Here is a 14,198-nt window from a genome sequence, read left to right as displayed (position 1 = left end):
TGATAGGTCTATATTGTTAAAGAGCTTGCTTTGCGAGAAGTTTTTCTCTCAAAGCGGAGGTGCATTCTAGCGATTTAATTGACAGTGTCAAACACTTTTTCAATTTTATTTTTCGTAGAAGCTTTCACCTCTCCGACCCTGCTGAAGCCTTATCGCGTCTGCCGTGTCGGTGGATGCGCATTATAGGGAACTCAGATCCGTTCGCAACCCTTTTTTGAAAAAAAATGGAAAAAAATGACTGTTCGATGACTATTTCATCAAAAAAGCAAAAAAGAGGGTAAAAAACCCTCTTTTTCTGCCTTAAAAGCCGTATTTAAATGAATGCGTACGCGTCTGCGAACATACGTTCGCTCTTCGCTTTCTTGTTCTGAGTGAACTGTTCACGTGCTGCGCCAGCCATTTCAAAACGACCTGCAATATAGATATCGTAGTTTTCTAAGCTTTCGAAATCTTCAGCTACAGCTTGTAGCACGTTACCAACTTTACCTTGCCAGTCTGCAGGAGCTTCTTCTACTACTGGCACAAAGTGAACATTGGCAAACTTGTCGGCAATCTCGACCAGTTCGTCTTTAGCATAAAGCTGGCAGTTATCGCGCGCCCCCCAATATAAATAGATAGGATTGGTTTTATTCTGCGCTACGCAGTGATCCAGAATCGAGCGAACGTAACTGAAGCCTGTACCACCAGCAATTAATAATAATGGGCGTTCGCTTTCTTCTTGAACCCAAGCATCGCCATGTGGCGCATCAATTTCAATCTGACCATCAGTTTCAAGCGCCGCTTGCATTGCTTCGACAACTTCTTGTGCATAAGCGTTGTGTTCCGCCGCACCGATGTGCAGTTCAAGTTCACCTTCATGACGACAAGGGCTGCTTGCGATAGAGAAAGGACGTTTGTCTTTTTCACCCATCACCACCATTAGGTACTGACCCGCTTTAAAAGGCACTGGTGATTCTGGATGAAGAAGGATTTGGTAAGTATTACAAGCTAACGGCTGAATAGACTTTACTTTACATTGGATGGTCATGGTGTTCCTCTCGCTTACTCGTCAAAAGTAAGCACTAAATTACTTTCTGTATAGGCTTGGCAAGGGAATATCCAGCCTTGCTGTTGCTCTTTTTCGGTTAGCATCGGTTCGAGGTGATAGCTCACCTCGCCCGTTAGCTTTTTACACATGCACATGGCGCAAGCGCCAACTTGGCAACGGTGCGGGAAGCGAATATTGTTGTTGAGCGCAGCTTCCAACACCGTCTCCCCTTCTTTTACTTGGAACGTAACGTCCATTGGTAGAAGGTGGACTTGATGACTCATAGAATACCTAACTGGTCCCAAATCTCATCGACTTTAGCCACAAGTTTAGGATCTTTTTTGATAGGCGTGCCCCACTCGCGCGTGACTTCAGATTCGAACTTGTTGGTCGCATCCAGTCCTAATTTGGATGAACTCTCAGTCTTACCAAGCACTTGAATCGTGTCTCTATCTGGGTCCATTCGAGTTGTCACCGCCCAAATGATGTCATTCCAATCTCGTGCGTTGACGTCATCGTCGCACAAAATAATGAATTTGTTATCCGTGTACTGAGCAAAGAAGTCCCACAAGTATTCCATCAATGCTTGAGATTGACCGGCTTGGTCTTTCTTCATAGTCACGACAGCAAATTGGTTGTTTGCTGTAACTGGAAGATAGACGTCAACAATCTCAGGGCGTTGCTGTTTCAACTCATTCAGTTCTGCTTCGGTAATCGCTTTGCTGTCTCGCTCAGTGACCTCGGTTCGCGTCGCCAGCTCGGCATCCCATTTAATGGTCGCATCTAAGCCCATTTTGGAGCCAAGCCCAACCACAGGTGAAGCAAAGTCGAGCGAGTCGATTGGCGTGTTATCTATCATCAAAGTATCATGTACAGGGTCCATATGCTCTGACATGGCTTTAACGACATCATTCCAATCTCGTGCGTTTACCGATTCATCGCACACAATAACAAACTTGGTATACATGAATTGACGTAAGAAAGACCACACGCCCATCATTACGCGCTTGGCATGTCCTGGGTACTGCTTCTTCATGGTGACGACGGCCATTCGGTACGAACAACCTTCTGGCGGTAGATAGAAGTCTTCAATCTCTGGGAATTGCTTTTGCAGAATAGGCACAAACACTTCGTTTAATGCCACACCCAATACAGCTGGTTCATCTGGCGGACGACCTGTGTAGGTGCTGTGATAAATAGGGTCTTTACGCATAGTAATGTGCGTAATAGTAAATACGTGGTGCTTTTCTTTTTCGTTATAGTAGCCAGTATGGTCACCGTAAGGACCTTCATCAGCAAACTCATTCGGGTCGATATAGCCTTCCATCACGATTTCCGCGCTTGCTGGCACTTCCAAATCGTTGCTGACTGACTTCACGACTTCCGTTTTGCTTCCACGTAGCAAACCTGCAAATGCGTATTCCGATAGCGTATCTGGCACTGGTGTTACTGCGCCAAGAATGGTTGCTGGGTCTGCACCAAACGCGACCGAAACTGGGAAAGGTTTACCTGGGTTGGTTTCCATCCAATCGCGCAGATCAAGCGCACCACCACGATGGGCTAACCAACGCATGATGATTTTGTTCTTGGCAATTTTCTGCTGACGGTAAATGCCTAGGTTCTGACGTTTCTTATTTGGACCTTTGGTTACGGTTAAGCCCCAAGTAAGCAGCGGCGCTACATCTTCTGCCCAGCAGCTCATTACCGGAATTTTATCCAAGTCGACTTCATCACCTTGCCAAACAATGTCTTGGCATGGTGCTTTACGTAAACGCTTAGCCGGCATGTTCAATACTTGTTTGAACACAGGCAGTTTTTCTAAAGCGTCTTTGAAGCCTTTTGGTGGCTCAGGTTCTTTTAAATAAGCCAGCAGCTTACCGACTTCTCTTAATTCTTTAACATCTTCACGTCCCATACCGATTGCGACACGCTCTGGTGTACCAAACAGGTTAGTCAAAACAGGTACGTCGTAGCCGATTGGGTTCTCAAACAACAGCGCAGGTCCACCAGCACGCAAGGTGCGGTCGCTGATTTCTGTCATTTCATAAGCGGGATCAACAGGGTGAGTGATGCGTTTAAGTCGACCTTTCTGTTCTAGGTGGTCGATAAATTCGCGTAAATCCTTAAAACTCATAGGCCTTCATGCTGGCTGATTAAACTGTCCGCAGTATAACAAATAGGAGGACGCTAAGATCCTCCTATTTTGTGTGGGTATGTGAGCAAGATTACTTTAATACTTGTTCAATCTGCCGAGTCTTTATCCGATGGTTCGAAGATACTAACTCTTCCAACCAGGTTTGATGCCCTTGTTGAGCAAGCTCTCGAGCAACCATGGTTGCTTCTTCTGATAACGCCATTTTTCTAACTAGAAACTGCTTTACTTGCGGAGATAGAGGGTTAGATTTTGTAAGTAGACTAATAGCTTCTGGCTTGAGTGATGGGTTAACTGTGGCATTCATCAATTGCTGAATGGAAAAAACGTCTCCAACCGCAGCTAAACGCTCAAGTTCGGACTGGCTGTTGTAATCGGCTTTCATCCGCCAGAGTAAGTTGTACACTTCCTCATCCTGACTAACTTGTGCCAACCTGACTATCACGGCCGTCGAGGGTAACCAACTGGTCACATTTGCTTTGGTTAACTGGGCCGTTAATGCAGCAAGCGCGTTGGGTGATAAACTGTCTAACTCTCGAATCAAAAGCGCTTCACGCGCTTGAGCTTGTTGAGATGGCCCTGTAAGCCATTGCTTTAAGTTAAGCTCTCTTCGTTCAGCTTGTAAGACAAAGTCCAAGGTACTTTGGTCTTGTTTCCAACGCTTAATCAAGCGACTCGCAATAACGGGAAAGTTAAAAGCGGGTACACTAAATTCATACCCATCACCTCGCTCTAACACTTGATAAGTCGGGGTCATACGGATCTGGGACTCAACAAACAGAGCCATTCGAGGCGTGAGAATCACGTCTTGCTTTTCAAGCTTTTCCAACAATTGAAAGCGCACCACCTCTTGTTGAGGCAAAGCAAGTCGATCAAGGGCAAATTTAAGCGAGTCGACTTCATCTCTGACAGCGTAATCAAGCAGTTCAGAGACTTTAGTCTGTATTTGAGTATCCTGAAGCCACTGTTCTACTACAGACTCATGCATTTCCTTGGCAGATAATGTCGCAGATAGAGTGATAAGTGACAAGCTCAGGAGTAATGACGACAACATTCCTTGTTGCATGTTAACCTCCCGATAACATTTCCTTCATTCTGATACTTCTATCGGGAGAAAGCAATAAAAAAGCCACCGATATACGGTGGCTTTTCGCAGAATAACTTATCTGAGACTATTGACGACGCATCGCATCGAAGAACTCATCGTTGGTCTTCGTCATCGCCAGCTTATCGATTAGGAACTCCATTGCGTCGATTTCGCCCATTGGGTGAACGATCTTACGCAGAATCCACATCTTCTGTAGTTCGTCAGTCTTCGTCAGTAGCTCTTCACGACGTGTACCTGAGCGGTTAAAGTCAATCGCAGGGAATACACGCTTCTCAGCAATCTTACGGTTCAAGTGCAGTTCCATGTTACCTGTACCCTTGAACTCTTCGTAGATAACTTCATCCATTTTAGAACCAGTATCTACTAGTGCCGTTGCGATGATAGTTAGGCTGCCGCCTTCTTCTACGTTACGTGCAGCACCGAAGAAACGCTTAGGACGATGTAATGCGTTTGCATCCACACCACCTGTTAGTACTTTACCTGATGAAGGCACTACGGTGTTGTAAGCACGAGCTAGGCGAGTGATAGAGTCAAGCAAGATAACTACGTCTTTCTTATGTTCAACAAGACGTTTTGCTTTCTCGATCACCATTTCCGCTACTTGTACGTGACGAGATGCTGGCTCATCGAAAGTCGACGCAACCACTTCACCTTTAACTAGGCGCTGCATCTCAGTTACTTCTTCTGGACGTTCGTCGATAAGAAGAACCATCAACTCACACTCTGGGTGGTTGTACGCGATGCTTTGCGCGATGTTTTGCAGAAGCATTGTTTTACCCGCTTTAGGCGGAGCAACAATCAGACCACGTTGACCTTTACCGATTGGCGATGCCAAGTCTAAAACACGTGCTGTAATGTCTTCTGTTGAACCGTTACCACGCTCCATAACCATGCGCTCATTCGCATGTAGAGGGGTAAGGTTTTCAAATAGGATCTTGTTACGGGCGTTGTCTGGTTTATCGTCGTTAACGGTATTGACTTTTAGAAGGGCAAAGTAACGTTCACCGTCTTTTGGTGGACGAATTTTACCAGCGATAGAGTCACCAGTACGTAGGTTAAAGCGACGAATCTGACTTGGTGATACGTAGATATCGTCCGGACCCGCAAGGTATGAACTATCTGCACTGCGTAGGAAACCAAAGCCGTCTTGCAGAATTTCCAGAACCCCATCGCCAAAGATGTCTTCGCCGCCTTTCGCGTGCGCTTTTAAAATCGCGAAGATGATGTCTTGTTTTCTTAAGCGAGCTAGGTTCTCTAATCCTAAGCTTTCGCCCAGTTTTACAAGGTCAGACACAGGTCTGTTCTTCAGTTCGGTAAGGTTCATGGTGGTGGATTCTTGTTTAGTCAAAATAAGATCTGTTTTCTAGTTAAGATGGATTTGGTCTCAGGATCGACCAAGAAGAGAAATTTGTTCAATTAACGCGCGATAAGTTAGCACTAATTAGTATTCTAGTCCAGAGTTAGAAAAACAAAACCGTGCATTGTAACTTTGCACGGTTTTATCTGTAATCACTTGGTGATTATAAGTTTGCGTCTAGGAACTCTTTTAGTTGAGTTTTAGACAGAGCACCTACTTTCGTTGCCGCTACGTTACCATCTTTAAATAGTAATAGCGTTGGAATGCCGCGAATACCAAACTTAGGTGGTGTACCTGCGTTATGGTCGATGTTTAGTTTACCGATAGTGAGTTTGCCTTCGTACTCGTCTGCGATTTCGTCCAAAATAGGAGCGATCATTTTACAAGGACCACACCATTCTGCCCAAAAATCCACTAGAACCGGGCCTGCAGCGTTGATTACATCGTTTTCAAAACCGTCATCAGTTAGCTGCAAAATCTTATCACTCATCTTCCACTCCAATGTGTTTTTCGAAACTGGTTGGATGATAACCAGTAATTAGATGCCCTATTGGAATGTATTTACTTTCGTATTGCAAGCTTTAGCTGATATTCTATAGCCATGAAAAAGACGCATATCACAGAGCAAAAGTTCGCCGATTTGGGCTTAAAGCCCCAAGTTATTGAAGGATTGGACAAAAAAGGGTTCGAATTTTGTACCCCTATCCAAGCCTTGGCGTTGCCGGTCCTGCTCACCGGCCAAGACATCGCAGGCCAGGCCCAAACGGGTACTGGTAAAACGCTCGCGTTTCTTACTGCTACGTTCAACCACCTTCTGACGACTCCGGAACATGAAGGTCGTAAGCCTACACAGCCACGCGCAATTATTATGGCGCCTACACGTGAGCTCGCTATTCAGATTTACAATGATGCAGAATCATTAACTGAAAGCACAGGTCTAAAAACCGCTCTAGCTTACGGTGGTGAAAGCTACGACAAGCAACTTGCGAAACTGCAAGACGGCGTAGATATTCTGATCGGAACAACAGGCCGTATCATCGATTTCTACAAACAGCGCGTATTTAACCTCAACAACATTCAAGCTGTTGTTCTGGACGAAGCCGACCGCATGTTCGATCTTGGCTTTATTAAAGACATTCGCTTCTTGTTCCGTCGTATGCCTGAGCCAAAAGAGCGTTTGAACATGCTGTTCTCAGCTACGCTCTCTTACCGCGTTCAAGAACTGGCATTCGAACACATGAATACTCCTGAGCATGTCGTTGTCGAACCGGAACAAAAAACTGGCCACCGCATTCAGGAAGAGCTTTTCTATCCTTCTAATGAAGACAAAATGGCGCTGCTTCAAACACTAATTGAAGAAGAGTGGCCAGATCGCGCTATCATTTTTGCCAATACCAAGCATAAGTGTGAATCGGTTTGGGGTCATTTGGCTGCCGATGGACACCGTGTAGGCCTTCTTACTGGCGATGTACCGCAGAAGAAGCGTGAGAAGATTCTTGAGCAATTCACCAAAGGTGATGTCGACATCTTAGTTGCAACTGACGTTGCAGCGCGTGGTCTGCATATTCCTCAGGTAACGCACGTTTTCAACTACGACCTTCCTGACGACTGTGAAGATTATGTTCACCGTATTGGCCGTACTGGTCGCGCTGGTGCGAGCGGTCATTCGATCAGTTTTGCTTGTGAAGAGTACGCGGTTAACCTACCAGCAATCGAAGAATACATTGAGCATACAATCCCAGTTTCAGAGTACGATTCGTCGGCACTGATTCAAGATCTACCAGCTCCGATTCGTATGCGTGCACCACGCAACCAACAGCGCCGCACGAATACTGGCGGTACCCGTTCTGGTTCTGGTTCTGGTTCTGGTTCTGGTAACCGTAAGCCGCAGGGACGTCGTCCACGCCAACCGCGTCAATCGGCACCAAAACAATCGTAATAGGAAACTGAGTTCGTTTTATGAGTCAAGCAGGATCATCACCGCTATATGCCGCCATCGACCTCGGGTCGAACAGTTTTCACATGCTCGTTGTGCGTCACATCGATGGCAGCGTTCAAACAATGGCTAAAATTAAGCGCAAAGTTCGTCTAGCAGCGGGCTTAGATGAACATAATTCTCTTAGTATGGAAGCTATGCAGCGAGGATGGGACTGCTTAAGTCTATTTGCGGAACGCTTGCAGGACATTCCTAAACAAAACATTCGCATCGTCGGTACTGCAACATTACGTACCGCGACCAATGTAGATGTGTTTTTAGAAAAGGCTAACCAAATTCTAGGCCAGCCTATCGAAGTGATTACTGGTGAAGAAGAAGCTGCCACTATCTATAAAGGTGTCGCTCACACCTCTGGCGGTAGTGGTCGTCGCCTTGTAGTCGATATCGGTGGAGCAAGTACCGAACTGATTATCGGGGAAGGTTTCGAAGCCAAAGCACTGACCAGCTTAAAAATGGGCTGCGTGACTTGGCTTGAAAACTTCTTTAAAGATCGCCAATTGAATGCTCGTAACTTTGACGCGGCAATTGAAGGAGCGAAACAGACCATCCAGCCGATTTTAGAACGTTATACAGAAATTGGTTGGGATGTGTGTGTTGGTGCATCAGGCACTGTTCAGGCATTGCAAGAGATAATGCTGGCGCAAGGCATGGACGAAGTAATCACTCACTCCAAACTCAAGCGTCTACAGAAGCAAGCCATGTTGGCCGACCATTTAGAAGAGCTCGATATTGAAGGCTTAACACTTGAGCGTGCATTAGTGTTCCCTAGTGGCCTCTCTATTTTGATTGCCGTTTTTGAATTGCTTGAAATCGATGCTATGACACTGGCTGGCGGCGCACTACGCGAAGGCTTAGTGTATGAGATGGTTGAAGAGCTTCGTCAAGAAGACATTCGTGCCCGCACTATCGCTAGCGTACAAAATCGCTATCAGCTCGATCACCAATACGGCGAACAAGTCGCTACTCTGGCACACACGCTTTTACAGCAAGCTGGGGGCGATGAGTGGATTACAGAGCCTCAGGGCAAGATATTACTCGAGACCGCCGCAAAACTGCATGAAATTGGCTTAACTATCGATTTCAAAAAAGGCGGAGAGCATAGTGCTTACTTACTACAGAATTTGGATCTGCCTGGTTACACGCGCGCACAGAAGTTCTTTATTGGTGAAGTGGCTCGTCGCTATCGCGAACAGCTCACTTCTTTACCTGAGCAGCATGCATTATCAGGCTCAAGTGCCAAACGAGTATTGAGACTGTTGCGTCTTGCGGTTCTACTCAGCCATCGTCGCAATCCTGATCTAGAGCCAAATGTGACTCTAACAGTTGAAGGCGACAATCTAACGTTACACATTGATGCGCAATGGCTAGAGAAAAACCCACTGACTGCGGCTGAGTTGGAAATTGAATCCAACCGTCAGACAGACATCGGCTGGCCATTAAATATCGTAGCAAAATAAGCGAATATCACTGCCTTACAATACTAAAGCCCAGGCGTTCGCTTGGGCTTTTTTGCATCTACTTCCCCTACAAAACGTGCTGCCCAGCAAAAATCTCAGCTTCTCCGCTCTACATCGAAAAACAGCCATGCTTTATTGATAAACACAATTTAGCCAACCAAGATGCACCATCATGAAAACCGTTTTAATGACTGGCTTAACTGGCACCCTCGCCCCAAAAGTCGCTCATCAGTTTCACCTACGCGGCTGGAACATATTGGAGTGGAATCACCACCAAATCCCGCCGGATGATCTACAGCAAAGTGAACAATTTTGGCAGCAACACCACATCAATGCGGTGTGCCATATGGCGATGGGAAGTGAAGAGTGGGCAGCGTGGCTTGGTGAGCAATGCAAACGCCATAATATTCCTTACCTCTTTGTCAGCACAGCAATGGTATTTGATGCCACAAAAAACGGGCCTTATGGCATCTTTGAAGAAAGAAACACCCAAGATGATTACGGCAAATACAAAGTTCGTTGTGAAGATGCAATCTGGCAAGCAAATCCAGATGCGATGGTTGCTCGAATTGGTTGGCAGCTCCATCACCAAGCAGAAGGCAATAACATGTTGGCGCATCTCGACCGCCAACATGAAGAGTACGGCGTTATTACCGCTAGCACAGCTTGGTATCCCGCGACTTCTCATATGGACGATACTGCACTCGCCTTTTTGCAGCTTATTGAGCGGAACGAAGCCGGTTTATACCATCTTGATAGCAACTTAAAGGATAAGTGGAATTTCTACGAACTCGTTTGTGCACTCAAACAGCATTACAACAAGCCATGGCAAGTGCTGCCAAGCAATGACTATCACCATGACCAACGTCTAACCGATGAACGAATTGCCTTGCCGCCATTGAGTGAACGTTTCAACAAACCAGAGCAAATCCAGCAAGCCGGCATCATAGGAATCAACTGGGGACGCACGCACATTCCCCACTATCGAAACAATGGTGTATCGGTCACAACGTTATGCGCCAACCAAATAGAACCGCTTCAGCAAGCGTGCAGTGAAGAAGCAATCCCAAAGGCAGAAACGAACATCAGCGCACTCAAGCAACTTGATGTAGTGACAATCGCGACACCTGCGCATACTCATGCAGAGATAATTAAGAAGTTAGGTTCAACCAAGCTAATTTGTGAAAAGCCATTGGTGGGATTGAATTCCGACATCACTCACTGGCAGCAACCGAACTCCAACCTATTGGTTAATTACGCCTTTGCTCAGCTAGAGACCGCCAAGACGATAGAGAAGTGGCTCGCCTCGCAAACCCAACCTTGTGTGGTCAATCTAGTCACCCAAGTTAATCTACCAGGCACCTTCACGCTCAAAGAGTGGTTTCTTGAGACAGCTAGCCACCCTATTTCTTGGTTGCTGCATTGCTTCGGAGACTACTCTCAATCAACACTGGTTGAGGAAAACGGCCAACTGATCGTTGATCTGCAATGTGGTGACCACCAGCTAAGATTTGTATTTGAACTAACAGGTGAACCGGGCATCGAGCACAATCTAACGATTCAATCCAACCAGACCTTAACCAGCAAAGGCTACTACCGTGTCGGCGAAAAATGGCGTTTCGAGCCCATTCTCGTTAATGGCAACGCGATAAATGATGGAGAGTACAGCGAATCTGATTGCTGGCAGGACGCCAATCAACGCAGTGTCGGTTTGATGTTGGCGATGTTCAATCAAAGCATCAGTTGGGAGAACGGCCTGCAACTTGGCGCCTTCGATGCGCAAAAAGCCATTTTGATTGAGAAGATGCTCCGTTAGCCATTTCACCAACGAGCTTCCTCTACGTTCCGTAACTTTGATAAAAAGGTCTCACTCGGGACCTTTTTTATTGCTCATTTTTACCTTCGTACAGCTTAGGGAGCTTTTGGACACCCATGGTCTAATTGCTCCCCACGCTGTACAAAACCCTCTAAATCCCAGTAAGCAGGTACAAAAAAGCCGCTTGATTTAAGCAAGCGGCTTTCGGGGTTCCCACTGATATTAAGACTGAACGCTTGTCGTCACCTTAAAGTCAGGGTTCACCGCAGTCAGCTTCTTAATTAGGTAATTCAGTAATACGCCGTACATCGGAACGAACAAACCAAGACTGATAATCAGTTTGAAGCCGTAATCCACCAACGCGATTTCCGTCCAATGCTCTGCCATAAATGGATCTGGGCTTTGATAGAACGCAATGGCGAAGAAAGCGATAGTATCAAGTGCATTACCGAAAAGCGTTGAAGACGTTGGTGCCACCCACCATTGCTTCATTTGACGTAGGCGGTTGAACACGTGCACATCCATGATCTGACCAAGTAGGTACGCCATGAAGCTAGCAATCGCGATACGAGCAACGAATAAGTTAAATTCCCCTAGGTGACCAAAACCTTGGAATTGACCTTCGAAGAACACCACCGATAAGAAGTAAGACACTGCCAAAGCAGGCAACATCACTAAGAAGATGATCTTACGCGCCAACTGAGCACCGAAAATACGCACAGTTAAGTCAGTCGCTAGGAATATAAATGGGAAAGTGAATGCGCCCCAAGTGGTATGGAAACCGAAAATAGTAAACGGTAGCTGAACTAGGTAATTGCTAGATGCAATAATGACTAGGTGGAATAGAACCAGATAGATAAGGGCGTTGCGCTGCTGCGCAGGGGTAAAGTTACTCATGCGATACCTTTTTAGTTTGGTTTGGGGGTGAGGGAACCCAAATCGAGTCACTGAATAAAGTGGCTCTTACCAACAATGTAAAATGAAAAATAAACTGGCTTGGCTCTTTCTGAGCGAAGCGGTGGGCGATTATACATTAACCACTTTTCGCCGCAAGTCATCTGTCTTACGCAAACGTTTGAGCATAAAAAAGGGTGTTTCATGTGAAACACCCTTTCTAAAAAAACTCTATTTTTAGAAGCCGCGCTGGAACAATCCTGCAAGATAATCCAACTCTTCCCTGCTCTCTTCAATCGCTAACGCTTCAAACCAAATCGCTTCGCTGTAATGCTCTGCTTTCATAAACAGTCGGCAACCTTCAAAGTCGATCAGCCAAGAGTGAATATCCGCATCCCATTGTTTTTCAACCACAGTAGCAGAAAGCAAGCCGACTAAACGCTCACCTAAAGCAGGAAAGCTATCAAGGTCAAAGCTCGGCGCGGTAATGATTAAGCGCCCTTCTTGTGCCATGTAGTCCGCTAAGCCAAATTCCTTTTGCATCTTGGTTCCTTATCCATGGTGAGTAATGTGTTCTTGAATCAAATCAAGGAATGGGTCGGCGTACTTCTCCAGTTTGCGTTGACCAACACCGCTGACTGCCAGCATTTCGCCGTAAGACGTTGGCAGAATTTCCGCCATATCAATCAAAGTCGCGTCACTGAAGACCACGTATGGTGGCAAACCATCTTCATCAGCAATCGACTTACGCAGCTTACGTAACTTAGCAAACAGCTTTTTGTCGTAGTTCTTGCTGGTCAGTTTATCTGATTTCGCCGCACGTGCTGCGGTGTCTAAACGCGGAACCGCTAACTCTAGAGTCACATCGCCACGCAACAACGGACGCGCCTCTTCGGTAAGTTGCAACGTTGAGTTACGCGTGATGTTTTGGAACAACAGCCCTTTGTGGATTAACTGACGGAAGATACTCACCCAGTAATCGTGGCTGTGATCGCGCCCTATCGCGTAGGTAGAAATCTTATCGTGACCGTTTTCACGTACACGAATGTTTTGCATGCCACGTAGCACTTCTACCACGTAGCCCATACCAAAGCTCTGATTCACTCGGTACACACAAGACAACGCCTTACGCGCTTCTTCCGTGGCATCAAAGTGTTTCGGTGGATCTAAGCAAATATCACAGTTGCCACATGGCTTCTCACGATACTCACCAAAGTAATTCAATAGCACCTGACGACGACAGGTTTGCGCCTCAGCAAAGGCACTCATCGCATTCAGTTTATGGGTTTCCACCTGCTTCTGTGGACCATCGTCTTTCTCATCCAACATACGACGCAGCCAACTGATGTCCGCCGGGTCATACAACATCATCGCTTCGGCAGGCAAACCATCACGCCCTGCACGACCGGTTTCCTGATAGTAGGATTCGATATTGCGCGGGATATCAAAGTGAACCACAAAACGCACGTTTGGTTTGTTGATGCCCATACCGAATGCCACGGTCGCCACCACGATCTGGATATCATCGCGTTGGAAAGCTTCTTGAACGTAAGCGCGCTCATCGGCATCCATACCTGCGTGATAACCAGCAGCACGAATGTGGTTGTTGCACAGCTTCTCGGTCACCATCTCAACTTTCTTACGGCTACCACAATAGATGATGCCGCAATTCCCCTTTTGGGTTTCAAGATAACGAACGATTTGCGAAACCGGCTTGTGCTTCTCAACTAAGTTGTAGCGAATGTTGGGACGGTCGAAGCTGCCTAGGTAAACCTCTGGATTATTCAGTTGCAGGCGTTCAAGAATATCTCGGCGCGTTGCGTCATCTGCTGTCGCCGTCAGCGCCATAAATGGCACATGGGAAAACTGCTGCTTAAGCTGACCAAGCGCGGCGTATTCTGGCCGAAAATCGTGTCCCCACTGGGAAATACAGTGCGCTTCATCGACAGCAATCATCGATAGCGGCAAGTTTTCCAAGCGCTCAATGAAATCACGCATCAATACGCGTTCTGGTGAGACGTACACCAACTTAAGATGACCAGTGTGCATGCGGTTATATACGCTGAGCAGTTCTTCACGAGGCATGGTCGAGTTAATGCATTCAGCCGCTACACCGTTGGCTTTAAGCTGGTCCACTTGGTCTTTCATCAGCGAAATAAGCGGAGAAATCACCAAAGTAATACCAGAGCGAACCAAAGCAGGGATTTGATAACACAGCGACTTACCGCCACCAGTAGGCAGGATAACTAAGCTGTCGCGACCTTCTACCGCAGCATCAATCACCAACTGCTGACCATCACGGAACTCTTGGTAACCAAACACATCCTCCAACACACGTTGAGGCGTTACAGGCGAATCAGATTGTTCGGCTAACAAGGTCGAGGTCATGAA

General features: G+C 46.5%; 12 protein-coding genes. 3 read left to right on the top strand and 9 right to left on the bottom strand.

Going from position 1 to position 14,198, the window contains the following annotated elements; translation table 11 throughout:
• Positions 1-313: 313 nt before the first annotated feature.
• The 6 genes from fre to trxA all read right to left on the bottom strand — a co-directional run bounded on the left by fre (position 314) and on the right by trxA (position 6,134).
• Positions 314-1,027, bottom strand: coding sequence for an NAD(P)H-flavin reductase (gene fre / locus R8N49_RS22990; RefSeq protein WP_005382872.1), 714 nt, complete (start codon positions 1,025-1,027; stop codon positions 314-316).
• Between the two features lie 14 nt (positions 1,028-1,041).
• The gene (locus R8N49_RS22985; RefSeq protein WP_009696789.1) at positions 1,042-1,311 is read right to left on the bottom strand and encodes a 2Fe-2S iron-sulfur cluster-binding protein; all 270 of its coding nucleotides are present in this window, start codon (positions 1,309-1,311) and stop codon (positions 1,042-1,044) included.
• A complete protein-coding gene (ubiD, locus tag R8N49_RS22980; protein WP_005382877.1) occupies positions 1,308-3,161 on the bottom strand; it encodes a 4-hydroxy-3-polyprenylbenzoate decarboxylase in 1,854 nt (617 codons plus the stop codon). Before ubiD ends, R8N49_RS22985 begins: the two co-directional genes overlap by 4 nt.
• A 91-nt stretch (positions 3,162-3,252) precedes the next feature.
• Entirely contained in the window at positions 3,253-4,245 is a 993-nt protein-coding gene (locus R8N49_RS22975) for a hypothetical protein (protein WP_258489458.1), read from the bottom strand.
• A gap of 106 nt (positions 4,246-4,351) precedes the next feature.
• The gene (gene rho, locus R8N49_RS22970; RefSeq protein ID WP_005378757.1) at positions 4,352-5,611 is read right to left on the bottom strand and encodes a transcription termination factor Rho; all 1,260 of its coding nucleotides are present in this window, start codon (positions 5,609-5,611) and stop codon (positions 4,352-4,354) included.
• Positions 5,612-5,807: 196 nt separating this feature from the next.
• Positions 5,808-6,134: a thioredoxin TrxA gene (gene trxA / locus R8N49_RS22965; protein ID WP_004745500.1), complete on the bottom strand. Its 327-nt coding sequence runs from the start codon at positions 6,132-6,134 to the stop codon at positions 5,808-5,810.
• A 111-nt stretch (positions 6,135-6,245) separates the two neighbouring features.
• Between trxA and rhlB the strand changes: the two genes are divergently transcribed.
• The 3 genes from rhlB (at position 6,246) to R8N49_RS22950 (ending at position 10,913) form a co-directional block, all read left to right on the top strand.
• Positions 6,246-7,583, top strand: coding sequence for an ATP-dependent RNA helicase RhlB (gene rhlB / locus R8N49_RS22960; protein ID WP_258489459.1), 1,338 nt, complete (start codon positions 6,246-6,248; stop codon positions 7,581-7,583).
• Positions 7,584-7,603: 20 nt separating this feature from the next.
• Complete coding sequence (gene gppA / locus R8N49_RS22955) at positions 7,604-9,097, top strand: guanosine-5'-triphosphate,3'-diphosphate diphosphatase (protein ID WP_005382885.1); 1,494 nt, start codon at positions 7,604-7,606, stop codon at positions 9,095-9,097.
• A 172-nt stretch (positions 9,098-9,269) separates the two neighbouring features.
• A complete protein-coding gene (locus tag R8N49_RS22950) occupies positions 9,270-10,913 on the top strand; it encodes a sugar nucleotide-binding protein (protein WP_258489460.1) in 1,644 nt (547 codons plus the stop codon).
• Between the two features lie 222 nt (positions 10,914-11,135).
• On the opposite strand, the gene R8N49_RS22945 is transcribed toward R8N49_RS22950, so the two are convergent.
• The 3 genes from R8N49_RS22945 to recQ all read right to left on the bottom strand — a co-directional run bounded on the left by R8N49_RS22945 (position 11,136) and on the right by recQ (position 14,195).
• Positions 11,136-11,810 carry a 7-cyano-7-deazaguanine/7-aminomethyl-7-deazaguanine transporter gene (locus tag R8N49_RS22945; RefSeq protein ID WP_206949741.1) on the bottom strand — a complete coding sequence of 225 codons (675 nt, stop codon included), beginning with the start codon at positions 11,808-11,810 and terminating at the stop codon, positions 11,136-11,138.
• A 234-nt stretch (positions 11,811-12,044) separates the two neighbouring features.
• Positions 12,045-12,350, bottom strand: coding sequence for a DUF3630 family protein (locus R8N49_RS22940; protein ID WP_005378772.1), 306 nt, complete (start codon positions 12,348-12,350; stop codon positions 12,045-12,047).
• 9 nt (positions 12,351-12,359) lie between these two features.
• Complete coding sequence (gene recQ, locus R8N49_RS22935; RefSeq protein ID WP_005451195.1) at positions 12,360-14,195, bottom strand: ATP-dependent DNA helicase RecQ; 1,836 nt, start codon at positions 14,193-14,195, stop codon at positions 12,360-12,362.
• Positions 14,196-14,198: the final 3 nt, after the last annotated feature.

This window comes from Vibrio sp. 1978 (assembly GCF_033344345.1).
Note: the sequence above shows the minus strand (reverse complement) of the source record. Positions and strands in the feature narration are given on the sequence as shown.

Coding starts and splice junctions, on each gene's coding strand:
- fre (WP_005382872.1), bottom strand. CDS start 1,027: ATGACCATCCAATGTAAAGTAAAGTCTATTCAGCCGTTAGCTTGTAAT.
- R8N49_RS22975 (WP_258489458.1), bottom strand. CDS start 4,245: ATGCAACAAGGAATGTTGTCGTCATTACTCCTGAGCTTGTCACTTATC.
- R8N49_RS22985 (WP_009696789.1), bottom strand. CDS start 1,311: ATGAGTCATCAAGTCCACCTTCTACCAATGGACGTTACGTTCCAAGTA.
- R8N49_RS22945 (WP_206949741.1), bottom strand. CDS start 11,810: ATGAGTAACTTTACCCCTGCGCAGCAGCGCAACGCCCTTATCTATCTG.
- trxA (WP_004745500.1), bottom strand. CDS start 6,134: ATGAGTGATAAGATTTTGCAGCTAACTGATGACGGTTTTGAAAACGAT.
- gppA (WP_005382885.1), top strand. CDS start 7,604: ATGAGTCAAGCAGGATCATCACCGCTATATGCCGCCATCGACCTCGGG.
- R8N49_RS22940 (WP_005378772.1), bottom strand. CDS start 12,350: ATGCAAAAGGAATTTGGCTTAGCGGACTACATGGCACAAGAAGGGCGC.
- R8N49_RS22950 (WP_258489460.1), top strand. CDS start 9,270: ATGAAAACCGTTTTAATGACTGGCTTAACTGGCACCCTCGCCCCAAAA.
- rho (WP_005378757.1), bottom strand. CDS start 5,611: ATGAACCTTACCGAACTGAAGAACAGACCTGTGTCTGACCTTGTAAAA.
- ubiD (WP_005382877.1), bottom strand. CDS start 3,161: ATGAGTTTTAAGGATTTACGCGAATTTATCGACCACCTAGAACAGAAA.
- recQ (WP_005451195.1), bottom strand. CDS start 14,195: ATGACCTCGACCTTGTTAGCCGAACAATCTGATTCGCCTGTAACGCCT.
- rhlB (WP_258489459.1), top strand. CDS start 6,246: ATGAAAAAGACGCATATCACAGAGCAAAAGTTCGCCGATTTGGGCTTA.